The organism is Rivularia sp. UHCC 0363 (assembly GCF_034931125.1).
In the GTDB taxonomy this organism is placed as follows: Bacteria; Cyanobacteriota; Cyanobacteriia; order Cyanobacteriales; family Nostocaceae; genus Rivularia.
Map to the genome: position 1 here is coordinate 88,876 of NZ_JAYGHM010000011.1, position 20,371 is coordinate 109,246.

Here is a 20,371-nt window from a genome sequence, read left to right on the forward strand (position 1 = left end):
CACAGGCAAAGTCCACCTTCGTGGACTAATGATTTAATTAAACCCGCGCAGGCGGGTTTCGTTTGTGTAGCAGCGGTTTCAACCGCCAGATTAAATTCAAACAACCCCTAAACATTCAACAAAATCAACCGATCTTGTAACTTCTCTTTTTGGTTGATAATTTTAATTTTTTTTGCTTGATATAAATCTTCAATCAACAACCCGATATCACTTTCACTCACATCAGGAAACTCAGCCATACAATTTTTAATTAAAGTAGGAACTCCCATACATTTTTCAGTTTTGACAAGATTAAATAGGAAATTTTGTACCGATCTAAAATCTCTTCTATTCTTTACAGTATTTTCTATTTCCGCAACAATTCCTAAATTCTGTAGCAAAGTACATTTATTCAAAAGTTGAGATTCCCGAATTAACTTTTGCAATTCCTGTAATTTGATAGTTTTACCGGCTACGACTAATTCCTGGGCTTCAGCAGCATTTACCAAACTATGATATGTAGCTAATACGTGAACGGAAGGTAGATTTGGTTTAATATGAATATTTTCTGTACCTGTGAATATCTGCTGATATAGTTGATAACCTTTGAGCTTTCCATTTCCAACGCTACCAATTCTAATCAGATATAGTTTGTCACAAAGCTGATTTTGAATTGCTTTAAGAGAAGCATTCATAATATTAAAAAAGCTGGTCATATTAGAATCTTCCGTCCAAACTATTCCTATCCGTTCGCGCTTTCCGGGTTGTTGATAGCTCAAAGAATAACCCGCATATTTACCACTAATAAGCTTTTGTTTAATTCCCTGTACTTGTAATGCTTCTAAGGCTTCTTTTAAATTTCCAATCAAATCGGGTGCTGATAATAAAGTTATTTTCTTGATTTTTTCCTGATTTTTCTTATATTCTTTTTGCCATAGCAACTCAAATTCCGCTGCAATTGTTGTCCCGTCTGTGGTTGGTTCTGTAATAGTAATAACTATCGAGGGTTTAGTCTGTCCGGGAATTTCAATGCCAATTTTAACATTTTTAGCATTGCCGTCTTGTGACGGTCTTTCTTTAATATCTATCAGCCGTAGTTTGTATTGTTGATACTCATTCTTTGCTAAAGTTAAAGCATTTCTAGGCAGAGTTTTACCACCACGAACACTTTCTGTCAAAAATTGCTGAGTTAATGGAAAAATTGCTGGTGTCGGCTGCGAATTAGCTTGTTGATGTAATGGTTTTAGCTGATAAGTCCAAAGAGCTTCTACTTGTTCTAAATTAATTTTTTTTAATTTTACCGTTTTATCAATTCTCTGTTTATCAGCTAGTGGAATGCTATCTAAATTTCTTCTCAATGTATCAGTAATGACGCTAATAATAACCAAAAAATTTTTTAGATAGCTATTATGAATAGTTGTATTCACATTAAATAAAGATTGAAAATCTTGATAATCAGGGGACAAACGAGGAATATTATCCAAATTATCAAAACATAAAACAATCGGTTGAGTTTGATCTGAAATTCTGCCAAAATTTGCTAAAATATTTTTAGCTTCGTCTTCTGAATCAATACAGCGACTAACTTTCAAAGCCTGCATTGACTCTTCGCTTAAGTCATCTCCCCGCAGCCACTCGCAAGCGATAGGATATAATTCTGGATCTGTTAAATCGTGCAGCACTCCAAAAAAAAAGTCAGGATTGTAGAGTCCAGCTATGTTATAAGTTCTTTTCAGATGTTGAATAAATTTACGGCGATCGCTCTGTAAAAACAACCAACTATTGTTACTTTTCGTAAAGGCTGATAAGTTTTTCAGCCATAGCAGTAACTGCGATTCTTGCTGTCCTTCGGGTGTTTGAATTAAGCTATCAACGGTAGAACGTAAAATGTGTCTCCAAATATAGTCGCTATTAGCCCAAGGACCAATATAAGCAAAAAAGGCTTTAGAATTAAGAATACGTTTGAGACGACCTAATAAATAACTTTTACCAGAACCAGAATCGCCTAAAAGTAGTAAGCTGCGGCTACGATTATCTTTAATAACTAAATCGAGAAGCTCTTCGATTTCAGTAATTACTTCTTGATGAATTGAATCAACGCTGTTACTTGAATCTTGTTTTTCTCCCCAAAAGTTACCCGGTTTGAGATTTATGAGACCAAAAGGATTGACCTCACGCTTAATAATATTATCGATAGATGTCATGATTAAACTATGGTGTGAGTCGCGAATTAAAAGAAAAGATAGCTATTCAACTGAGATATAGAACAGCGGACCACCAGCATTTTGTACAATCCCAGTATCAATTTGTTCGGGAGTGTAAGCGCTAGCTTCTTGCAAAGTACCTAAATCAATTTTGTCGTCAGCTTGCAAGCGATAAAGTGCTTTATCTAACTCATCCCGCGATAGTGGTGGCTGTAATTTCTGCCGCAAATGGAAGATTGGCAAATAATTTTCAGTACCTAAGTCTTTATCCAATTTCAGGATGATTTGTAAAATTTCTTCGTCAGTAATATTAGTAATTTCTACAGTAGACTCCGTAGTAATACTTGCTTGTTCCGACTTACTTGGTAGAGTTTTCCGTAAAAAGCGCAGATAATTATTTAGTAAATCTAAACTTAGAGTTGGGTTAGTCCCCTTCTTAGGATTGTAATCATCTCGTAAAAATTCAATTCCTCGCTCAGTCAGCCAAATTTCAGCTTTCGTCTTTTTAATCTTGATTTCAGTTTCAATTAATCCGCGATCGCCTAAACTTTTTAATATCTCTTCCTTCTGTGCAGCTTTCAACGAAGATTTGATTTTACTCGGTGCTATTTTACCTGAAGCTTTACCGACATTCTCCAATATCTTAAGTTCTTTCTGCTCGATGGGAATCTCCGCCGCATCAAGTTCCAACAAAGCTTGACCGGGGGGTAAAATTTTGACAGTAGCAATCTCGCGAGAATAATCGATGATATCGCGATCGCCCAAATTTTGGCAAATTGTGTTTTTACCCTTAAATGATTTGAAAGCATTGCCACTCAAGGTCGAGCGGTAATTTTCGCACCCTAACAACTTCAGTAAAAACTTTAACTCGTTCGTATCCATATGGGTAATTTTGCCTATATATTAGTCAGCAATACCTGACCGCAAAGGGTCTAAGTTTGTTTCCTTTTTTTTTATCCTAACCGTTATGTGCTTTTACTACACTGTAAGATTACTAACAGGACTTACGTAAAACCCTCTTTTTAAGGGGGTGGATCGAAAGGGTCTGGAACACAATATTTTCCCTTATTCCTGTGTAAGTCCTAATTAATAAAAAATATTTACTATATTCGTTCTAATTAATTTCCGTAGTGAGAACATCTTGCTCCCTTATATACTCCCCATCTCCCTATCTACTGTAAATTGTATATTATTTATTATACAAATGTAGAAGTACTATTGATTAAACCTAAACAACGTCTGGCTATGAGATAATCAATAAATTACCAGGCTATTTTCTACGATTAAAGAATTATAGAGGTCATTAAAATTGCCTTTTTGACGTAAAAAGTATTACTTCTGATGTTCCTCGTTCCAATTTTACTGAAGCAGATTTAGACAATCTTGCTGAGATAATTTTAGAAGCAGAAGGAATTATTAAACCGTTAGTAGTTAAAGCCACAGGGATAGAAAGTTTTGCCGTAGTTGATGGACATTTTGAATATTACGCTGCTGTGAGAGCAAAGGAAAAAGATGCTCGTAAAGGTGAAATGGTCAATGCATTTGTAATTTCACCCAAACTTGAAGATTTAGTTGTCAAACAAGCCGCTATTCTTAGGAGGAAAGAACCAAAAGAATCATCTGAAAAGTCAGTACAAACAACTACCGATACAAGTAACTTAGAATCTCGCGTACAAAATCTGGAATTACGACTTGAAAAGCAAATTAACGAATTAAATTCAAAAATAACTCAACAAAGAAAAATAACTGACGAAGAATTAAAGCAACTTGAAAATAGAATTCCTCAACCAAGTCATCCCTTAACTTCGATCAATACTTTAGATCGAGAACAGTTATTTATAAAATTGCAACGCTCTAGAATTCCCGGTGCGGAAAAGCTTTCTCAAGGGATCGTAAACGCTCGCGAAAAAAAATCAAACCAAGAATTTACAGATTATCGCGATGTAGTTAATTCAGTAAAAGGATTGGGGGATAAAACAATATTGACCGTGATTGACGAATGGTCGAAATAATTTTGGTGTTAAATAAATGGGGTAAGCGGGTAATTGAAAATCTAAAATTCGGTGACACATTAAAATATGCGACTGACTAAATGATTTTGCTTGGCTTTCTTTCGCATTTCCCAAGCTAAAGTAGTCGCAATAATTGTGTCTAACTGATTATATTTAGGTTGCCAATTAAGCACCTGACGAATTTTATCAGATTCAGCCATTACACAAGCTGGATCTCCAGGACGACGTTTAGCTTCAATAACGGGGAAGTCAGTTTCAGAAATTGCTTTCACCCGTTCAACTACTTCACGAACGCTATATCCTGCTCCGTAACCGCAGTTAAATATTTCGCTTTGATTGCCTTTTTCTAAGTAACGCAAAGCATCCAAATGTGCTGATGCTAAATCTTCAACGTGAATATAGTCTCGAATTGCTGTACCGTCGGGAGTTGAAAAATCGGTACCAAAAATCAATAGTTCCGATCTACGTTTTAAAGCTGCATCACAAGCAACTTTTATTAAGTGGGTTGCATTCGGAGAGATTTGTCCTATTCTAATGCGAGGCTCGGCTCCGGCTACATTGAAGTAGCGTAATATTACGTAGTTGAGATTAGAAACAGCGGCGTAATCTTGAATTAACCATTCACTCATCAGTTTTGAGCGTCCGTAAGGATTAATAGGCTGCGTTGGTGTCAACTCCGTTACAGGAATTTGCTCCGGTTCGCCATAAACTGCGGCTGTGCTGGAAAAGATTATCTTATTTATACCTGTCAAACTACAGCATTCAAGTAAATTCAGAGTGTTGCGAGTATTGTTGCTGTAATAGTCTAAAGGACGGGCAACAGATTCTGGTACTATCAGACTAGCCGCAAAGTGAAGTACCGCACTAAACTTATGTTGAGAAAGAACTTGATAAAGAAGTTTGGTGTCAGCTAAATCTCCAATAATTAATTCACCAAAAAGTAAAGACTCAGCAGAACCTGTCGAACAATTGTCATAAATAATTACATCGTAGCCAGCTTCTCCAAGTTGACGTACAACGTGAGAGCCGATATATCCAGCTCCTCCAGTTACCAGAACTTTCTTATTCATTTACCTATTCTTAAATTGGAATACAAAATATGCAGAATTTTCTGATAAACAAAATAACTCGGTTTTCATTAGAACGGCCATATACCCTACTACAGCACGGGGTAATCAAATAATTAGAATTAGACAAATATCAGTTGTGGGATAGCTTATAGGAAATCTAAAATCTAAAATTGAGTTTATCTACCCTTACCTAATAAAACCACTCGAATAGTTTTGAAAAATATCGCTATATCTAACCAGATAGAATAATTCTTGATGTAATAAAGGTCGTAAGATAACTTTTCATAAGCATCTTCAATGGATGCACCGTAAGGATAAAGTACCTGGGCCCATCCTGTTATTCCCGGTTTGACTAAATAGCGAATCTCGTAATAAGGAATCGCTTCCTTTAACTGAGCATCAAACTGCGGTCTTTCCGGACGCGGACCAATCAAACTCATTTCTCCTTTCAAAACATTCCACACCTGCGGAAGTTCATCGATTCGCATTAATCGCAACCAATATCCCACCCGCGTAATTCGGGAGTCGCGTTTCTGCGCCCATTGTGCGCCAGACTTTTCAGCGTCTTGAGACATCGAGCGGAACTTGTGGACTTTGAATGTTTTACCATTTAATCCTGTACGTTCTTGAGAATAAAAAACCGGGCCTGGACTATCTAATTTGATTAATAGTGCTACTAACAACATCAAAGGAGACAGAATCAACAACAGCAATGCCGATGCGATCGTATCCATGACTCGCTTTACTCTGGTATTAATCCCACCAGACATCAGATTAAAACCCGTACTGAAAGTAAACCAAGTATCTTGTAGCAAAGATGAAGGAAGTTTGTACCACAGATTTTCGTAAATATCTGGCAGCTTGTAAACAGGAATTCCTTGCAATCGCATTGCCATCAACTGTTGTACCAACGAACCTGATAATTCGATTTGGCTTTCTAACAATACTCCAGTCCAGCGCTGCAAACTCAACTCCGGTAAATCTGCAATTGTACTTACTGTATATTTTTGTTCCAATGGAAACGAATGTTTAGAAAAATCTGAATCATCCGATTCAGTTAAAACTACCAAACGTCCTAGAGAATTATGTGCTTGGAAGTTTTGAGCAAATTGAATTGTATTCTTATTTGCACCTAAGACTAACCAACGACTTTGTTGAGCGTATTGACGAATCAATTTAGCCGTCCAAATTCGTAATATTATTGCCCAAATGGTAAAAACAGCCAGAGTTGGTAGTAAAACGCTCCGCCATAATAAAGGGTTGCTTCTCCAAGCACCAGATATATAAATGACTGCTGCACTGACGATCGCAACGAATATATTACTTAAGATAATCCGTGCTGGCGCTCTTAAACCGGCAATTTGCTTTTCTGGTTTATAAGTATCAGCTAAATATAGCGATCCGAGAACTAAAAATATAAAACCGTAAGAAGTTGGATTAAACCAATTAACTAATTGATTAAAACGCAGCCAAAAAATAACTCCTAGTGAAGAAACTAAGCCAATAATATCTGTGAGTAAAAGTAATTTAGGAATACCTCCGATCACTTTTTGTGAATCTAAACTCATAGATCCCTTATGAGATAAAGCCTCCTGCATTAGTCGGTAGTTCCTCTGTTTTTTGTTTTTTTTAAAGTTATACGCAGCGTTGAACTATACTAGATTTTTCAGCAAATTATCTTAGATAAAGCAAATACAAGCGATATCTAAAGTAAATGGTATTACTACGTATAGAAAATATGACTTCCGGAAGAAAATATCAAGATCGGATAGAATACATTTAATCAAATAAAAATATTTTTTTATATTAATTTCAATATTTATAGCTGTTGTAGATAGACAAACGAGATAATTTATGTATTCCAAATTACACTACATCTTCTTTTTGGAATAGATAATAACTTTATATATAATCTATTTCTATGTATATGATTTAAAACAAAAATCAATCAGGAATGACCGCAATTGTCACAAGCAAAAGGTTGGTGCGTGACAATTGAATTAAAATACACTGCGATCGCGAAATAATATTTGTGAGGAACAATACAATTTCTCAACATTTTTTGAAATGCTTTTTAAAAGAAAGGTAAATATTAACTTATAGGTATAGCTCCAGACTTTTCAAATTGGCAGAATACTGTTAAATAATTAATGCTAGTAGCAGATATTAAAATTAAAATAATATACCCAGATGAACATGGTTATCTAAGGGATAAACAGGAAACGTCTATAAAAGAATATATTATCAGGTACACGAAAGTGCCGTAATTTATCAGAAGTGAAAATTTAGTATAAGTCGATAGCGAGAGTTGTGAGTTATATGACAAATGAGATGCAAGTAGACCAAGAAGAACAAGACTATATTGATTTGCAACAATACTGGCTGATTCTCAAAAGGCGCTGGCTGCCTGCGGTGCTTGTAACTGGCTCTGTTATTGGATTAGCAGCTTTCGTTACCTTTAGACAAAAACAAGTTTATCAAGCAGAAGGTAAATTACTTTTTAATAAGAGTAACAATATCTCTTCCCTTTCAGGTTTAGGCGGACAAATTGGAGAACTCAGCGGTATTACAAACTTGAGTAACCCCCTGGATACGGAAGCTGAAGTGATCCAATCCCATCCTCTGATTAGAGAAACCATAACTAAATTTGACCTCAAAAACAAAGAAGGTGAACCCCTCCCTTACGAAGCTTTTCTCAAACAACTTAGCGTTAAAACCATCCGTGGTACCGATGTCTTGCAGCTTTCTTATAAAAGTACCGACCCCAAGGAAGCAGCAAATGTGATAAATTCTCTGATGAACGATTATTTGAAAAATAATGTTGAAAACAACACTTCAGAAGTAAGAGCAGCGCGGGAATTTTTGCAAAAAGAATTACCAGAAATCGAAGCGAGAGTAGTCCAAGCAGAAGCAGCTTTGCGTCAATTCAAAGAGCAAAATGGTGTCGTTGCTTTAGAAGAAGAAGCAAGGGTTGGGGTAGAAAGTCTCAATAGTCTATCGCAGAATATTACTCAAGCTCAGGCACAGTTAGTGGAAGCGATGACTCGCTCCGAGGCTTTAAAAAATCAATTGAAATTGCAGACGCAGCAAGCGGTAGCACTCTCAAGTTTGAGTCAATCTCCAGCCGTACAGCAAGTACTTACGGAATTCCAGAAGACCCAAGATGAGTTAGCAGTAGCGCGAACTCGTTTAACTGACGAACACCCGACAATTATTAATCTTTCTCAGAAATTGCAAGCCTTGAGAAACCAACTTGAAGGACGAGTTGGACAAATTGTCGGTAATGGAGTATCTGTAAGAGAACCAGATTTACAAATTGGTGAATTAAAGCAAGCCCTGACAGCCGAACTGGTCAAATCTGAGGTAGACCGCTTAGCTGCAATCAATCGAGTCGGCTTATTGAGTAAAGCTTTGACATCAAATCAAGCACGGTTAGGGGTTTTACCTAAATTAGAGCAACAACAGCGAGAATTGCAGCGGAAATTACAAGCAGCGCAATCAACATACGAACAGTTATTAAAGCAATTCCAAGAAGCTCAGGTAGTTGAAAAGCAGAATGTCGGAAATGCCAGGGTGATTGCTTCAGCTTTGGTTCCCGATGTAGCAATTTCACCCAAAATCTTGCTGAATCTGGCTCTAGGTGGCTTCTTAGGAATACTGTTGGGTGTAGGAACCGCGTTGATACTCGAAGCAATGGATAAATCCCTCAAAACCCTGGATGAAGCCAAGAGACTTTTGGGTTATCCATTATTGGGTACTATTCCTCATGTGGATGAAAAAGACAAAGAGAAAAAAGAATTACCCGTACTCAACAATCCCTATTCACCCGCGACCAATGCTTTTGAAATACTTCAGACAAATCTCGGTTTCACTATATCTGATAAAGCATTAAAAGTAATTGTAGTCAGCAGTTCCATCACGGGTGAAGGTAAATCCTTTGTTTCAGCGAACTTAGCAGTTGCGATCGCTCAAGTAGGACGACGAGTATTATTGATAGATGCAGATATGCGTCGTCCCCGACAGCAGGAAATCTGGAATCTACCCAACATGATTGGGTTGAGCAATGTATTGGTGGGACAAGCGACTTTACACGGCAGCGTAGCAGAAGCACTGGTAACATTAGATGTGCTGACCTGCGGGAAAATTCCCCCTAATCCCTTAGCTTTGCTAGAATCTCAGCGCATGGCTAGTTTGGTAAAAGATGCTAGCCTTGATTATGACTTTGTAATTATTGATGCTCCACCTTTAACGGCGGTTGCCGACGCTTTAAACTTGGGTAAACTAGCAGATGGAATGTTATTAGTTGTACGTCCCGGCGTTGCAAATACTGGCTCCGTAAGTGCGGCCAAATCGTTGTTACAACAGTCCGGTCAGCGCGTTTTGGGTATGGTAGTCAATGGTGTTACTGGTGATAACAGTTACGGCGGATATTATTATAACAAGGGTTATTACGGTATAAATCCAATCGAAATGAATGGAAAAGTTGATACTGATATTATTAAAGTTGAAATTAGATAGCGGGTGAAAATAATTCGTAATACCCTTCCCTACGGGACACCTTGCGGTGAACGGGAAACCTCCGGTGAACGTAATTAATTATCTATGTTCCATTTTTATTAATTTTACTTAAATTAACGGAATAATAACAAAGGAATATTGCTACTTCTCAGTAGTTGAGCAGTGGTACTACCAATTACTAAGTTACGAATGCGGCTATGTCCGTAAGCTCCCATAAGTAAAAGACTAATATCTTGTTCGTTAACATACTTAGCAATGACTTTTTCAGATTCACCTTCTAATAAGCTGCAAATCGGCTGATATCTTGCTCTTTTTAAAGATTGTTCGGCTTCATTAATCGCTGTTGCACTTTGCTCCGAACTATCTTTCACTACCGTTAATAGATGTATTTCTAAACTTTGAAAGTTAGGGGAATTTGCTAAAAATTTCAGGATCTTTTTTCCCGTTGAACTACCGTCATAAGCTAATAAAATGCGTTGAATCGGTTTAAATTCAGCAGGAGTAACTAAACAAGGCTTGCGACTGCTACGAACAATCCGATCCACATTTGCCCCTAAATGTCCCCGTGCAAAATCCGCTGCTTCTCCCCGTTTACCCAAAACAATTAAATCTGAACTGTCTTCAAATTCATGCAAACAATCCACCAGGAATCCTGTTTTATGAATTAAATTAAAATCTTCTATACCTTCAGCTTTCAAAGTCTGGGCTGCATTATCTAAAATTAACCTTGCCCGTTGATTATTTAACTTGGCTCTTTCATGTTCTAAATTTACTAATTCATTCAGTAAATTTTCGGTAGCGCCAAGTCCAATACTACCGCTTAAATTACCCGTCGAAGCTACTTGTTGGCTGCGAATATCCGTGACAGACAAAACTTGAATATGAGCTTTAAAGGAGCGAGAAAACCAAGCCCCGTATTTATAGACATTTTCGGCAAAAGTTGAACCATCGGTACAAAGTAAAATATTTTTCACGGTAATTCCAGCCCCTGTAAATGAAAGAATTTTTTGGTGGCATGGGGAGTAGGGAGTAGGGAGTAGGGAGTAGTAAGATAGGAATTATCATACTTATGAGCGGGCTGTGGATTTTTGATAGTCTGTTAATTTATCTAGCAAAGTAGCACTAGCTTCATTGAGTCCAATTAATTCTACTTCTGCTCCATTACGGCGAAATTTGAGTATCGCTTTATCAAGTACCTCTACTGCTCCTTGATCCCACAGGTGAGCATGAGTTAGATCGATTGTTACACGCTCGACTAACTCCGTAAAATCAAAATACTCTAAAAACTCATCTCTTGATAAAAAGAATATTTGTCCAGCTACCTTATAAGTGCAGTGGGAGCCATCTTGACTCAGTATTTTATCTACAAATACCAACTGAGCAATTTTACGGGAAAAGAATACAGTACTCATCACAATCCCTACAACCACACCAAGAGCAAAGTTACTAGTAAAAATAATTACCAGCATTGTAGTCAACATTACGGCGGTATCCGTGCGGGGGATGCGGCGAATATTCTTAAACGAAGACCAGCGGAATGTCCCAATTGACACCATAATCATCACGGCTACTAACGCTGCCATCGGCATTTGCTTTACCCAAACTTGCAAACCCAAAATTGCAATTAATAGGAAAATACCAGCCGCGAGAGTTGATAATCTTCCTCTTCCCCCAGACTGTACGTTAATTACCGATTGTCCAATCATCCCACATCCAGCCATACCTCCGAAGAAACCCGTGATCATATTTGCAATTCCTTGTCCTTTGGCTTCTTGATTTTTATCGCTGGGAGTATCAGTAAATTCATCTACCAACGAAGCAGTCAAAAACGAAGCCAATAAACCAACGATCGCCAAAGTCACAGAATAAGGCAGAATAATATTTAATGTTTCCAGATTAAACGGCACTTCAGGTAAAGCAAAGCTAGGTAAAGCAGTTGGTAACTCTCCTTTATCCCCCACCGTGGGAACGTTCAGCTTTAAACTAATTGCTGCGATCGTCATTACCACCAAAGCCACCAAAGGAGAAGGAACTACCTTAGTAAAGCGAGGCAAAATGTAAATAATCGCTAAAGATAAAGCCGTCAAGACGTATACCGTTACCGGAACATTAATTAATTCGGGTAACTGAGCTTTAAAAATCAATATTGCCAAAGCATTAATATAGCCAACCATCACCGCTCTGGGAACGTACCTCATATAGCGTCCCAGCTTCAACACTCCAAATAAAACTTGAAAGATTCCCGTCAAAAAAGTGGCTGCAAACAAAAATTGCAAACCATAATCCTTAACTAATCCAATCATCAGCAGAGCCATCGCTCCTGTAGCAGCAGAGATAGAAGCCGGTCTACCTCCCAAAAACGCCGTCGTTACCGCAATAATAAACGAAGCATAAAGCCCCACCTTGGGGTCTACACCAGCGATAATCGAAAAGGCGATCGCTTCTGGAATCAAAGCCAATCCCACCACAGCCCCAGCCAAAATATCTTGCCGGGTATTAAAAAACCACTCTCGTTTCCAATTTGTTATGTTCAACTTATCTCCTAACACCGTTCGTGTAAAGTTGCGTAATTCTTACTCAAAATAGCCCACTCATTAACATAATTCCGTAATTAATAATTCGTCACAAAAAAGCCGATATTTCCTTGGAGAACTTGTAAGACAAGATGCAAAACGTAAAGGTAAATGAATAGCTTACACGCACGGCAAAGCAGGCAGCGCAGACTCATCAGTTTCGCGCCAGTGATACATTAGGTCAAGATGCGACTGTTGCTTATGGTTATAAAGATTTGATTGTCAGAAATATTAGTCAAACACCTTTATTATTGCGGTTGCAAGTATTTCCGGAAAAAGCCGAAGTTACAGCTAGTGTTTGGGGAATTGAAATATTACCATTTGAGGTGAAAGTTGAGTCAAATATATTGCAAGAATTAACATTACCTGCTGGTGGAATATCCGGTTGGGAAGTGGAAACCAAGCGGTCTATACGAAATGGAAAGGAAATTGATATGAATACACATGGAAAATTAATTATCAAGCTGTTGATATTTATAAGGCTCATGTATCAGTGGTTGCAGGTTAGGAATAAGTCGAAAATCAAAAAATCAATGGCTCAATTTTAGCCTGCACTTCTTCTATAAAATTCTCTGGTACTGACTCAAGAAATTTTACTTTTCGAGCTTTCCATTCCAAACATTTGATTTGGTCTGCAAGAATCACTCCATGTGTCTTTAATTCAGGAGGAAGAATTACTTCAAAAGGGTAATTTTTTTGACTACTTGTAATAGGCATAAATAAAGCCAAGGAGTTTTTTTCATTATATTTATAAGGTGAAATTACAAAAGCAGGTCTGTGACCTCTTTGTTCGTGACCTTTTATTGGGTCAAAATCCAAATAAACAATATCTCCCCGGCTTGGAATATAAAAATTACCGCGCGTTACCAAACTTCGTTCCCCACTGCGACTCCACTATCAATTTCGCCATGACTATTTTCTGGGGTGATTTGACTTACAAGTTCCTCAAGTGAATAACGCTTACGCTTTTTCGGTTGAATAGTCAAATTCCCATCTTTCACACTAAAATCAACTATCGAACCTTCGGTGACATTAATCTCTCTCGCTATGTGTTGCGGAATCCTAATAGCAAGGCTATTTCCCCATTTTGCAATATTTCCACTCATAATCAATCTAAATTAAATATAAATATCAATCGAATCCTATATAGGATATACGATGTATCTACATAATAACAGATTTTTTGAGAGTTTTATTGATTAACGCTACACAACATTACAATTTATTTAATTGATTTATGCAACTTGATTTACAAATTTAAAAAATTATCCCATGCAAACCCCTCTTAATTCAACCACCAACTTTACACAACTTCCTCACACAAGTACTCAAACCCCATTGTTTATCACCAGAAGCGCAAACAGCATTAATTACACATTTAGTAGAAGCTAATCTTTGGGGAATAGACTCCCACGGATTGCAGCAAATTATCGGCTATGACAAAAGCCTTAAAAGCGGACGAATTAACCCTAAACCGCAGATAAAAATCATTCACGATCACCCTAGTTTAATTCGCATAGATGCAGATGCAGCACCGGGACAATATGCTGCTAAAGTTGCAATTTTTGGAGATAATATTGTTTCTAAATATTTAGTTAATTCGCCGTCGAAATAATCTTAACAATCCAATTCCTGTAATTAAGCTAGATAAAATAGTAGTTGTTATCACTCCAATTACAAAGCTAACAATCCAAGCAATATCAGGATTCCAAACTTTGTGTAACAAAAAATTAGCAATTAAGCCTATAAAAGAACCTAAAAACACGCTTGCAAAAATACCTATTAAAGATAGCATCAACCATCCCAAGGAATTGTCTATTTGTCGGCGTATAGTTAACCATTTAGCTATCGATGTTCCTCCTATTACTCCGATTACCGCACATAGCAATTCTCCCTTAGAACCGAATAATATACTCCCAGTAAAAGTTCCTATAAATAAACCTGTGAGAAAGCCAAACAAAGTTTCTATTAAAGACCAAAAATTAAATATAATTCGCTGTCTTAACACCAACCATTGCATAATTTCAACTGGTACCAAAGTAACAATTGCTGCTAACATTGCGTAGTGATAACCTACATCCTTACCAAAAATAGAATACACCGCTCCACTAAAAATACTACGTATAAATAAACCAATGCCGATACCGACAATATTCGATAACATCCATTGATAGAAAAAACCAGTATTAATAGTTGTGATTGGAGTTATTGAACTATCAACTTGGGCTATTTTCGGTGGATTAGTAACGTTAAAATTCGCAGTTTGATTGGAAGCGGAAGGTATAGTACTTTGAAGCGTAGGCAAAAATGAAATTGGCTTAATCTCCAACAACCTTTGTAAAATTTCTTCAGTGTTTGCTGGGCGTTGAGAAGGCGATCGCATCATCATCCAATCGAGAAAGTCTGCAAACTCTGGCGAAATATTTGGTACTGCATCGCGCCATAATAATTCATCAGTTTGGGGATTATAAAATTGATTTGGGTCTTTTGCGGTGAGTAAATAAACGAACGTCCGTCCCAAAGCGAAAAAATCCGATTGCTGCATGGCTTGACCGTTCATTTGTTCCGGTGGTGTGTATCCAGCGGAAATTATTCCCGTCACCTGTCCCTGAGCTTGTGCTTGCCAATAAGTATCGCTAACTACTCGTGCCGTACCAAAATCAATTAGTGCTAAACCACCTTCAGCCAGCAGCATAATGTTAGGTGGTTTGATATCGCGATGAAAAAAGTTTTGATTGTGAACCTGTTGCAGAATAACTGTCAATTCTTGCAACCATTGCATCGCCATTCTTTCATCAATAGGACGATATTCGCGTTGTTTTATGTACTCATATAAATCCATCCCCTCAATTTTTCCCATGATTAAACAGTGCAAAGCTTCCTGACTGTTGCGGGGATGATAAATAAAATATCCGTCAGCTTCAACTTGAGGAATTCCGGGATAATTTAATTGAGATAAAACTTCAGCTTCTCGTTGAAATAATTCAATTGCTTTAGGAAAATTATTATGGAGAATTTTAAGAACTTTTGGGGTAGTGTTGCGTTCAGTTATCTCATAAGTCTTACCAAAACCTCCACCTCCTAAATATTTTACTACCTTGTAACGTCCTTGTAGCAGCAATTCAGAACCACAACCCAGACAAAAAATTATCTTGTCAGAATTATCGGGTTTTGGACAATGGGGATTTATACAAAGACTCATTATCTTGGTAATAGGGAATGGGGAATGGGGCATTGGGCATTGAGTGTTATTTCTCAAGCATTAAGGAAGAACTTCTACTAATGTACCTATTTTTACGACTTTATATAACTCATCCACATCTTGATTTTTTAAAGATGGACAACCCCAAGTCCAGTTTTCTTGATTATCTATCATTTGATCGCTTCCTTGAGGTACACCATGAATACCAACTTGACCCCCAATAGAATTAAACCAAGAAATTTTACCTTGGTTTTTAGCTTGAAAATGCTTCCTCCAAGATGCAGCATTGGGATAATCTAACCACATAAATTTAGACCATGAAGAATGAGGATACAAATCTTTTATCCGATGAATACCTTCAGGAGTACGTCTGTCACCTTCTTTTAACTTATCTCCTTTTGGACTGCTACCGAAAACTACAGGATAAGATTTGATCGGCTTTTGATTATAGTAAAGCGTGATTCGATGCTTTGATTTTTCAATTAAAATCGAAGTTTTGCTTTTATCTATGTTCTCTCCAATTAATTTATCAACTGTTTGACTGTAATTTAGTAACTCATTTCCAGGAATAGCAGAATGAATCGCTTGCGGTGATTTACAACCTTTAAGACATAAAACTTCCGCTATATCCGTAACGGGAAAAATAAATCCCAAGCGAGCTAGTAGAAAATATATTGTAGATATGCTACAAACTAAAAGCAAAATTATTTTTATTTGATTTTGATATTTCAAATTCACTTGTTTTAAAGTAAGAATAGTTACATTTAATTTTTTAGTAAATCAACTTTAACACTCCCAGTAAAGGAACCTCACCCCTTCCCCTCTCCTTACTAAGGAGAGGGGTGCCGAAGGCGGGGTGAGGTTATATTTCTAATCCCCATTCCCAATTCCCAATGAATAAAGAAATGCGCCGCGACTTTAACAACCGCGAAGAATTGATAGCTTACCTCAAACAAGAATTTCCCGAAACTGTAAAACGAGATGAACACGTCAGCAAAACCGTGGGTGGACGTAAAGCTGCCGAAAAAGCACTACAAAAAGTAGACCCTAAAAAATACGGTAAAACACGTAACTTTTTAACTGGAGGAGTTACAAAACTTTCCGCTTATCTCCGCTACGGTGTACTTAGTTTGCGAGAAGTGCGAGACTTTGCCTTAAGTAGAGCTAGTAATAATGACGATGCGACAAAGTTAGTTAACGAACTAGGCTGGCGCGATTATTGGCAAAGGCTTTATGTAAAATACGGTGATGGAATCTGGGAAGATAGAGAAGAATATAAGACGGGTTACGGTGTCGCCGATTATGCAGCGGAATTACCCGAAGATATCGCACAAGGTACTACAGGATTAGTTTGTATTGACAGCTTTAGTCAAGAATTGCGCGAAACTGGCTATTTACACAATCATATGCGGATGTGGATTGCAGCATATATAGTGCATTGGCGGCGAATTGGCTGGCAAGCTGGCGCAAAATGGTTTTTAGAACATTTATTAGATGGCGACCCCGCAAGTAACAATATGTCATGGCAATGGGTAGCAAGTACCTTTAGTCATAAACCTTATTTCTTTAATCGCGAGAATTTAGAACGTTACACCGATAGGGTTTATTGTAAAGAATGTCCTTTATATGGAAAATGCGATTTTGAAGGTAGTTACGAACAGTTAGAAGAGAAATTGTTTCCTAAAAAAGAGTTTAGTAATCAGCCCAATAGTGGAAGTTATCAGAAGGGGAAGAGGAAAGGAAAGAGGTAATAGGTTAAAGGTTAAAGAATGTAAAATGTAGGTTGGGTTAGGCGCACGAAGAGATTAATTATTGACGATAAATTAAAATGCGCCGTAACCCAACATGGTCTTATTGATTTTTAAATAATTCTGTTTTCTGATAACAACATTCATTAGCAATCGCGGTGTTGGGTTACGACACGATTAATGTTATCGATACTAATTCCTACATGGTTTTCGTGTCTAACCCAACCTACGAGCTAAGAGATAAAAACAGATGAAAATTCCAAAATATAGACCCCCATCACATCCAGGTGAAATATTATTAAAAGATTTCCTCGAACCAATGGGAATAACTCAACGACAACTCGCAGATGCACTTCACGTTCCTTATCAGCGAATAAATGAACTCGTAAATCAAAAGCGAGGTATTACACCTAGCACAGCAATACGATTATCAAAATTCTTTGGAAATAGCTCCAATTTTTGGTTAAACCTTCAACAAAATTGGGATTTGTACTACGTTCTTCAGGAAGAAGAAGAGGAATTAAAAATTATTTCACAATTCAAAACCACAGGATAAATTCCCCTGCTTAATCGCTTCCTTTTCCTGTTTAATTTTCCGTAAACGAACAATACCTGGAGGTGGATTTAATGCTTGTGCTTTGCGTTGTTGATGTCCCCATTCCAACCAATCAGCAATATACTGACTCACAGTTTGTTTATTTTGCAAGTAATAAAAAATTGTTGCGTATACTTGTTCTAAACCAAGAGATGTGTATGTTTGAGCGATTTCTTCTGGAGTTCGAGAACGATAAATATATTCATAAAGAATAGTTTCGATACCTATCCGCGAATCTTTGAGACGAATATCATCAGAAGCAAGAAAATTGAAGTAATCTTCTAATTGCATAATTTCAAGCCTCATTCTTTTTATCTTAAATTGTATGCAATATTATTCCTATATGAAAATGCGAATTATTAACCCACGCAGGTGGGTTTTGTTTGTATAGCCCCAGACTTCCAGTCTGAGGGTACTATTTTACAAATTACTTCAACTTAAAAAAGAAAACTCCCTTTAGATAGATTTTATAAATAAGTAAATCGATTGTATTATAATTAATGTCTGTTAAAACAAGTCAGCCTAATCCAGCTTATTTGATTCAAGTTGGAGCGGAGGAACCACTATTACGGGGCGTATTTTACGAAAGAAGTGTCAATTTCTTGGTAAAAAGGATACCTCTCAATCCTAGCCCGTCAGCTAACTTCGTAGGCATCGAGGGGATTGATGATAAACAGCATTTTAACGATGTTTCGTTTTCATTGTCATCCCAGGCTAATATTACTCGCGTCATTTGTGTACTTAATTATTACCTGGTGAATTATCATGCATGATTTTTTTGACTGAATAGAATAAGATTTTGAAAATTTAATTTAGAATTCAAGCATTCGCAATGTGCTATGAAGGATTTGGGATTGCGGTTTTTTGGTCTAAAGAACTACAATTGATTACCGTATATTTTAGGTTGAACAATACTGTTTGTTTGTACCTAATTTAGACATGGGAAATTTGCAATTATTACTTTTAAATTTAAAGGAGCTTGTTATGGGAAATTGGCAAGCAATGTTGAGCGGTGCCATATTTATCGCTGTCATTGGTTTAATTATGACAGAATGGATAAATTTGACAGTAGCAGCTTTACTCGGAGCATTACTATTAGTTTTTACTAATATAATGACTTTAGAAGAAGCAGTCGGATACATAGCTAAAAGTCACGGCACAATATCATTATTTTTCGGGGTCATGATATTGGTTAGAGCGTTCCAACCAACAAAAGTCTTTGATTATTTAGCTGCAAGGATATTATTATTAGTAAAAGGAGAAGGTAAACGTTTACTATTAGGAATAATTGGCATAACTGTTCCGGTTTGTGCATTTTTACCCAACGCTACAACTGTAATGTTGTTAGCACCTTTAATTCCTCCTATAGCTAAAGAATTAAGCGTTAATTTTGTTCCGCTATTGATTTTAATGGTATTTGTGGCGAATGCTGCCGGATTATTAACTTTAGTTGGAGACCCTGTAACATTTTTAGTTGGTGATGCAATTAATTTAAGTTTCGCAGATTATTTATTACGTTTAAGTTTGGGGGGAGTAATTGCGATCGCAGTAGTTGCTCTGACATTACCCGTACTTTTCCGCAAAATTTGGCGAACAAAGTTAGAAGATTTAGAACACATACCGCATCCACAAATTAAGCACCCAGAAGCTTTAATCATGGGTGGTTTGATATTTGCTTTTGTAATCCTCTTTTTTGTGATTGGAGATACTTTACCAGTCAAAATTTCACCCGCTGCTGTTGCTTTATTGGGTGCTGCTTTATCAATGCTTGTATCTCATCAAAGTAAAGTTGATACGGTAGAAAACATTTTACGCGATGTTGATTGGAGTACTTTAATATTTTTCATGAGTACTTTTGTGTTAATCGGAGGATTACAAAAAACAGGGGTAATTCAAAGTTTCGCAGGTGTCTTAGCAACATCTATCGGAACTAATATGATTTTTGGTTCGATAGTATTAGTTTTTGTCACCGGAATTCTATCAAGTATAGTTCCTAATATTCCTTTAGTAGTGGCAATGATTCCGCTATTAAAACAGTATTTAGTTAATGTTGGTTTAGTGGGAACAGAAGTGTTAACACCAGATTTTCAGGGACAATTACCACCATCCGTATTACCTTTATTTTATGCAATGTTGTTCGGTGCAAGTTTAGGAGGAAACGGTACTTTAGTTGGAGCATCTTCTAATATTGTTGCCGCAGGAATCGCTCAGCAGTACGGAAGACGGATTACATTTAAGGGATTTCTTAAATACAGTATTCCGGTAACAATATTACAGCTAATTGCAGCGGCAATTTATTTATTGATTCGCTTTTTTGGGTGATTTTTAGAGTATATGTTAAGAAGATGTTTTAGAAATATCCGGCGGTTGAAACCGCTACTACAAAGGCAAAGTCCACCTCCGTGAACTAATTAATTTAACCCGCGCAGGCGGGTTTTGCTTGTGTAGCCGCGAATTATATTCGCCAGGT

At 37.1% G+C, this 20,371-nt stretch carries 18 protein-coding genes and 1 riboswitch; of the genes, 7 read left to right on the plus strand and 11 right to left on the minus strand.

From position 1 onward, the window contains the following. Positions 1 to 107: 107 nt before the first annotated feature. Together VB797_RS08865 and VB797_RS08870 are read right to left on the minus strand one after the other, a co-directional pair. Positions 108 to 2,183: an ATP-binding protein gene (locus tag VB797_RS08865; protein WP_323237313.1), complete on the minus strand. Its 2,076-nt coding sequence runs from the start codon at positions 2,181 to 2,183 to the stop codon at positions 108 to 110. Between the two features lie 42 nt (positions 2,184 to 2,225). Further along, positions 2,226 to 3,065, minus strand: a complete 840-nt coding sequence (locus VB797_RS08870; protein WP_323237314.1) for a transcription factor RcaD — start codon at positions 3,063 to 3,065, stop codon at positions 2,226 to 2,228. Positions 3,066 to 3,676: 611 nt separating this feature from the next. Between VB797_RS08870 and VB797_RS08875 the strand changes: the two genes are divergently transcribed. After that, positions 3,677 to 4,195 carry a hypothetical protein gene (locus VB797_RS08875; RefSeq protein ID WP_323237315.1) on the plus strand — a complete coding sequence of 173 codons (519 nt, stop codon included), beginning with the start codon at positions 3,677 to 3,679 and terminating at the stop codon, positions 4,193 to 4,195. A gap of 59 nt (positions 4,196 to 4,254) precedes the next feature. Here VB797_RS08875 and galE read toward each other — a convergent pair whose 3' ends face one another. Together galE and VB797_RS08885 are read right to left on the minus strand one after the other, a co-directional pair. Beyond that, positions 4,255 to 5,265 carry a UDP-glucose 4-epimerase GalE gene (galE, locus tag VB797_RS08880; RefSeq protein WP_323237316.1) on the minus strand — a complete coding sequence of 337 codons (1,011 nt, stop codon included), beginning with the start codon at positions 5,263 to 5,265 and terminating at the stop codon, positions 4,255 to 4,257. 176 nt (positions 5,266 to 5,441) lie between these two features. Then, positions 5,442 to 6,833, minus strand: a complete 1,392-nt coding sequence (locus VB797_RS08885; RefSeq protein WP_323237317.1) for a sugar transferase — start codon at positions 6,831 to 6,833, stop codon at positions 5,442 to 5,444. Between the two features lie 763 nt (positions 6,834 to 7,596). On the opposite strand from VB797_RS08885, the gene VB797_RS08890 reads away from it, so the two are divergent. Then, positions 7,597 to 9,783: a GumC family protein gene (locus VB797_RS08890; RefSeq protein ID WP_323237318.1), complete on the plus strand. Its 2,187-nt coding sequence runs from the start codon at positions 7,597 to 7,599 to the stop codon at positions 9,781 to 9,783. Positions 9,784 to 9,896: 113 nt separating this feature from the next. On the opposite strand, the gene VB797_RS08895 is transcribed toward VB797_RS08890, so the two are convergent. Both VB797_RS08895 and VB797_RS08900 read right to left on the minus strand, forming a co-directional pair. Further along, positions 9,897 to 10,757: a universal stress protein gene (locus tag VB797_RS08895; protein WP_323237319.1), complete on the minus strand. Its 861-nt coding sequence runs from the start codon at positions 10,755 to 10,757 to the stop codon at positions 9,897 to 9,899. A gap of 93 nt (positions 10,758 to 10,850) precedes the next feature. Beyond that, complete coding sequence (locus VB797_RS08900) at positions 10,851 to 12,317, minus strand: SulP family inorganic anion transporter (RefSeq protein ID WP_323237320.1); 1,467 nt, start codon at positions 12,315 to 12,317, stop codon at positions 10,851 to 10,853. A 254-nt stretch (positions 12,318 to 12,571) separates the two neighbouring features. Between VB797_RS08900 and VB797_RS08905 the strand changes: the two genes are divergently transcribed. Then, on the plus strand, positions 12,572 to 12,904 hold the full coding sequence (locus tag VB797_RS08905; RefSeq protein WP_323237321.1) for a hypothetical protein: 333 nt from the start codon (positions 12,572 to 12,574) through the stop codon (positions 12,902 to 12,904). Here VB797_RS08905 and VB797_RS08910 read toward each other — a convergent pair. Both VB797_RS08910 and VB797_RS08915 read right to left on the minus strand, forming a co-directional pair. After that, a complete protein-coding gene (locus VB797_RS08910; protein WP_323237322.1) occupies positions 12,879 to 13,175 on the minus strand; it encodes a type II toxin-antitoxin system PemK/MazF family toxin in 297 nt (98 codons plus the stop codon). The genes VB797_RS08905 and VB797_RS08910 overlap by 26 nt on opposite strands. Before the next feature lie 44 nt (positions 13,176 to 13,219). After that, the gene (locus VB797_RS08915; protein ID WP_323237323.1) at positions 13,220 to 13,462 is read right to left on the minus strand and encodes an AbrB/MazE/SpoVT family DNA-binding domain-containing protein; all 243 of its coding nucleotides are present in this window, start codon (positions 13,460 to 13,462) and stop codon (positions 13,220 to 13,222) included. Between the two features lie 182 nt (positions 13,463 to 13,644). Here VB797_RS08915 and VB797_RS08920 point away from each other — a divergent pair, with 182 nt between their 5' ends. After that, positions 13,645 to 13,971, plus strand: coding sequence for an Ldh family oxidoreductase (locus tag VB797_RS08920; protein ID WP_323237348.1), 327 nt, complete (start codon positions 13,645 to 13,647; stop codon positions 13,969 to 13,971). On the opposite strand, the gene VB797_RS08925 is transcribed toward VB797_RS08920, so the two are convergent. Next, positions 13,948 to 15,558, minus strand: coding sequence for a serine/threonine-protein kinase (locus VB797_RS08925; protein WP_323237324.1), 1,611 nt, complete (start codon positions 15,556 to 15,558; stop codon positions 13,948 to 13,950). The two genes, VB797_RS08920 and VB797_RS08925, sit on opposite strands and share 24 nt — an antisense overlap. 60 nt (positions 15,559 to 15,618) lie before the next feature. Further along, positions 15,619 to 16,296, minus strand: coding sequence for a L,D-transpeptidase (locus tag VB797_RS08930; protein WP_323237325.1), 678 nt, complete (start codon positions 16,294 to 16,296; stop codon positions 15,619 to 15,621). Positions 16,297 to 16,451: 155 nt separating this feature from the next. Between VB797_RS08930 and VB797_RS08935 the strand changes: the two genes are divergently transcribed. After that, complete coding sequence (locus VB797_RS08935) at positions 16,452 to 17,309, plus strand: FAD-binding domain-containing protein (RefSeq protein WP_323237326.1); 858 nt, start codon at positions 16,452 to 16,454, stop codon at positions 17,307 to 17,309. A gap of 247 nt (positions 17,310 to 17,556) precedes the next feature. Beyond that, on the plus strand, positions 17,557 to 17,862 hold the full coding sequence (locus VB797_RS08940) for a HigA family addiction module antitoxin (RefSeq protein WP_323237327.1): 306 nt from the start codon (positions 17,557 to 17,559) through the stop codon (positions 17,860 to 17,862). Here VB797_RS08940 and VB797_RS08945 read toward each other — a convergent pair. Then, on the minus strand, positions 17,839 to 18,192 hold the full coding sequence (locus VB797_RS08945; protein ID WP_323237349.1) for a DUF433 domain-containing protein: 354 nt from the start codon (positions 18,190 to 18,192) through the stop codon (positions 17,839 to 17,841). The genes VB797_RS08940 and VB797_RS08945 overlap by 24 nt on opposite strands. Before the next feature lie 218 nt (positions 18,193 to 18,410). Further along, a riboswitch (cyclic di-AMP (ydaO/yuaA leader) is annotated at positions 18,411 to 18,570 on the plus strand. 315 nt (positions 18,571 to 18,885) lie between these two features. Between VB797_RS08945 and VB797_RS08950 the strand changes: the two genes are divergently transcribed. Beyond that, positions 18,886 to 20,223 carry an ArsB/NhaD family transporter gene (locus VB797_RS08950; RefSeq protein ID WP_323237328.1) on the plus strand — a complete coding sequence of 446 codons (1,338 nt, stop codon included), beginning with the start codon at positions 18,886 to 18,888 and terminating at the stop codon, positions 20,221 to 20,223. Positions 20,224 to 20,371: the final 148 nt, after the last annotated feature.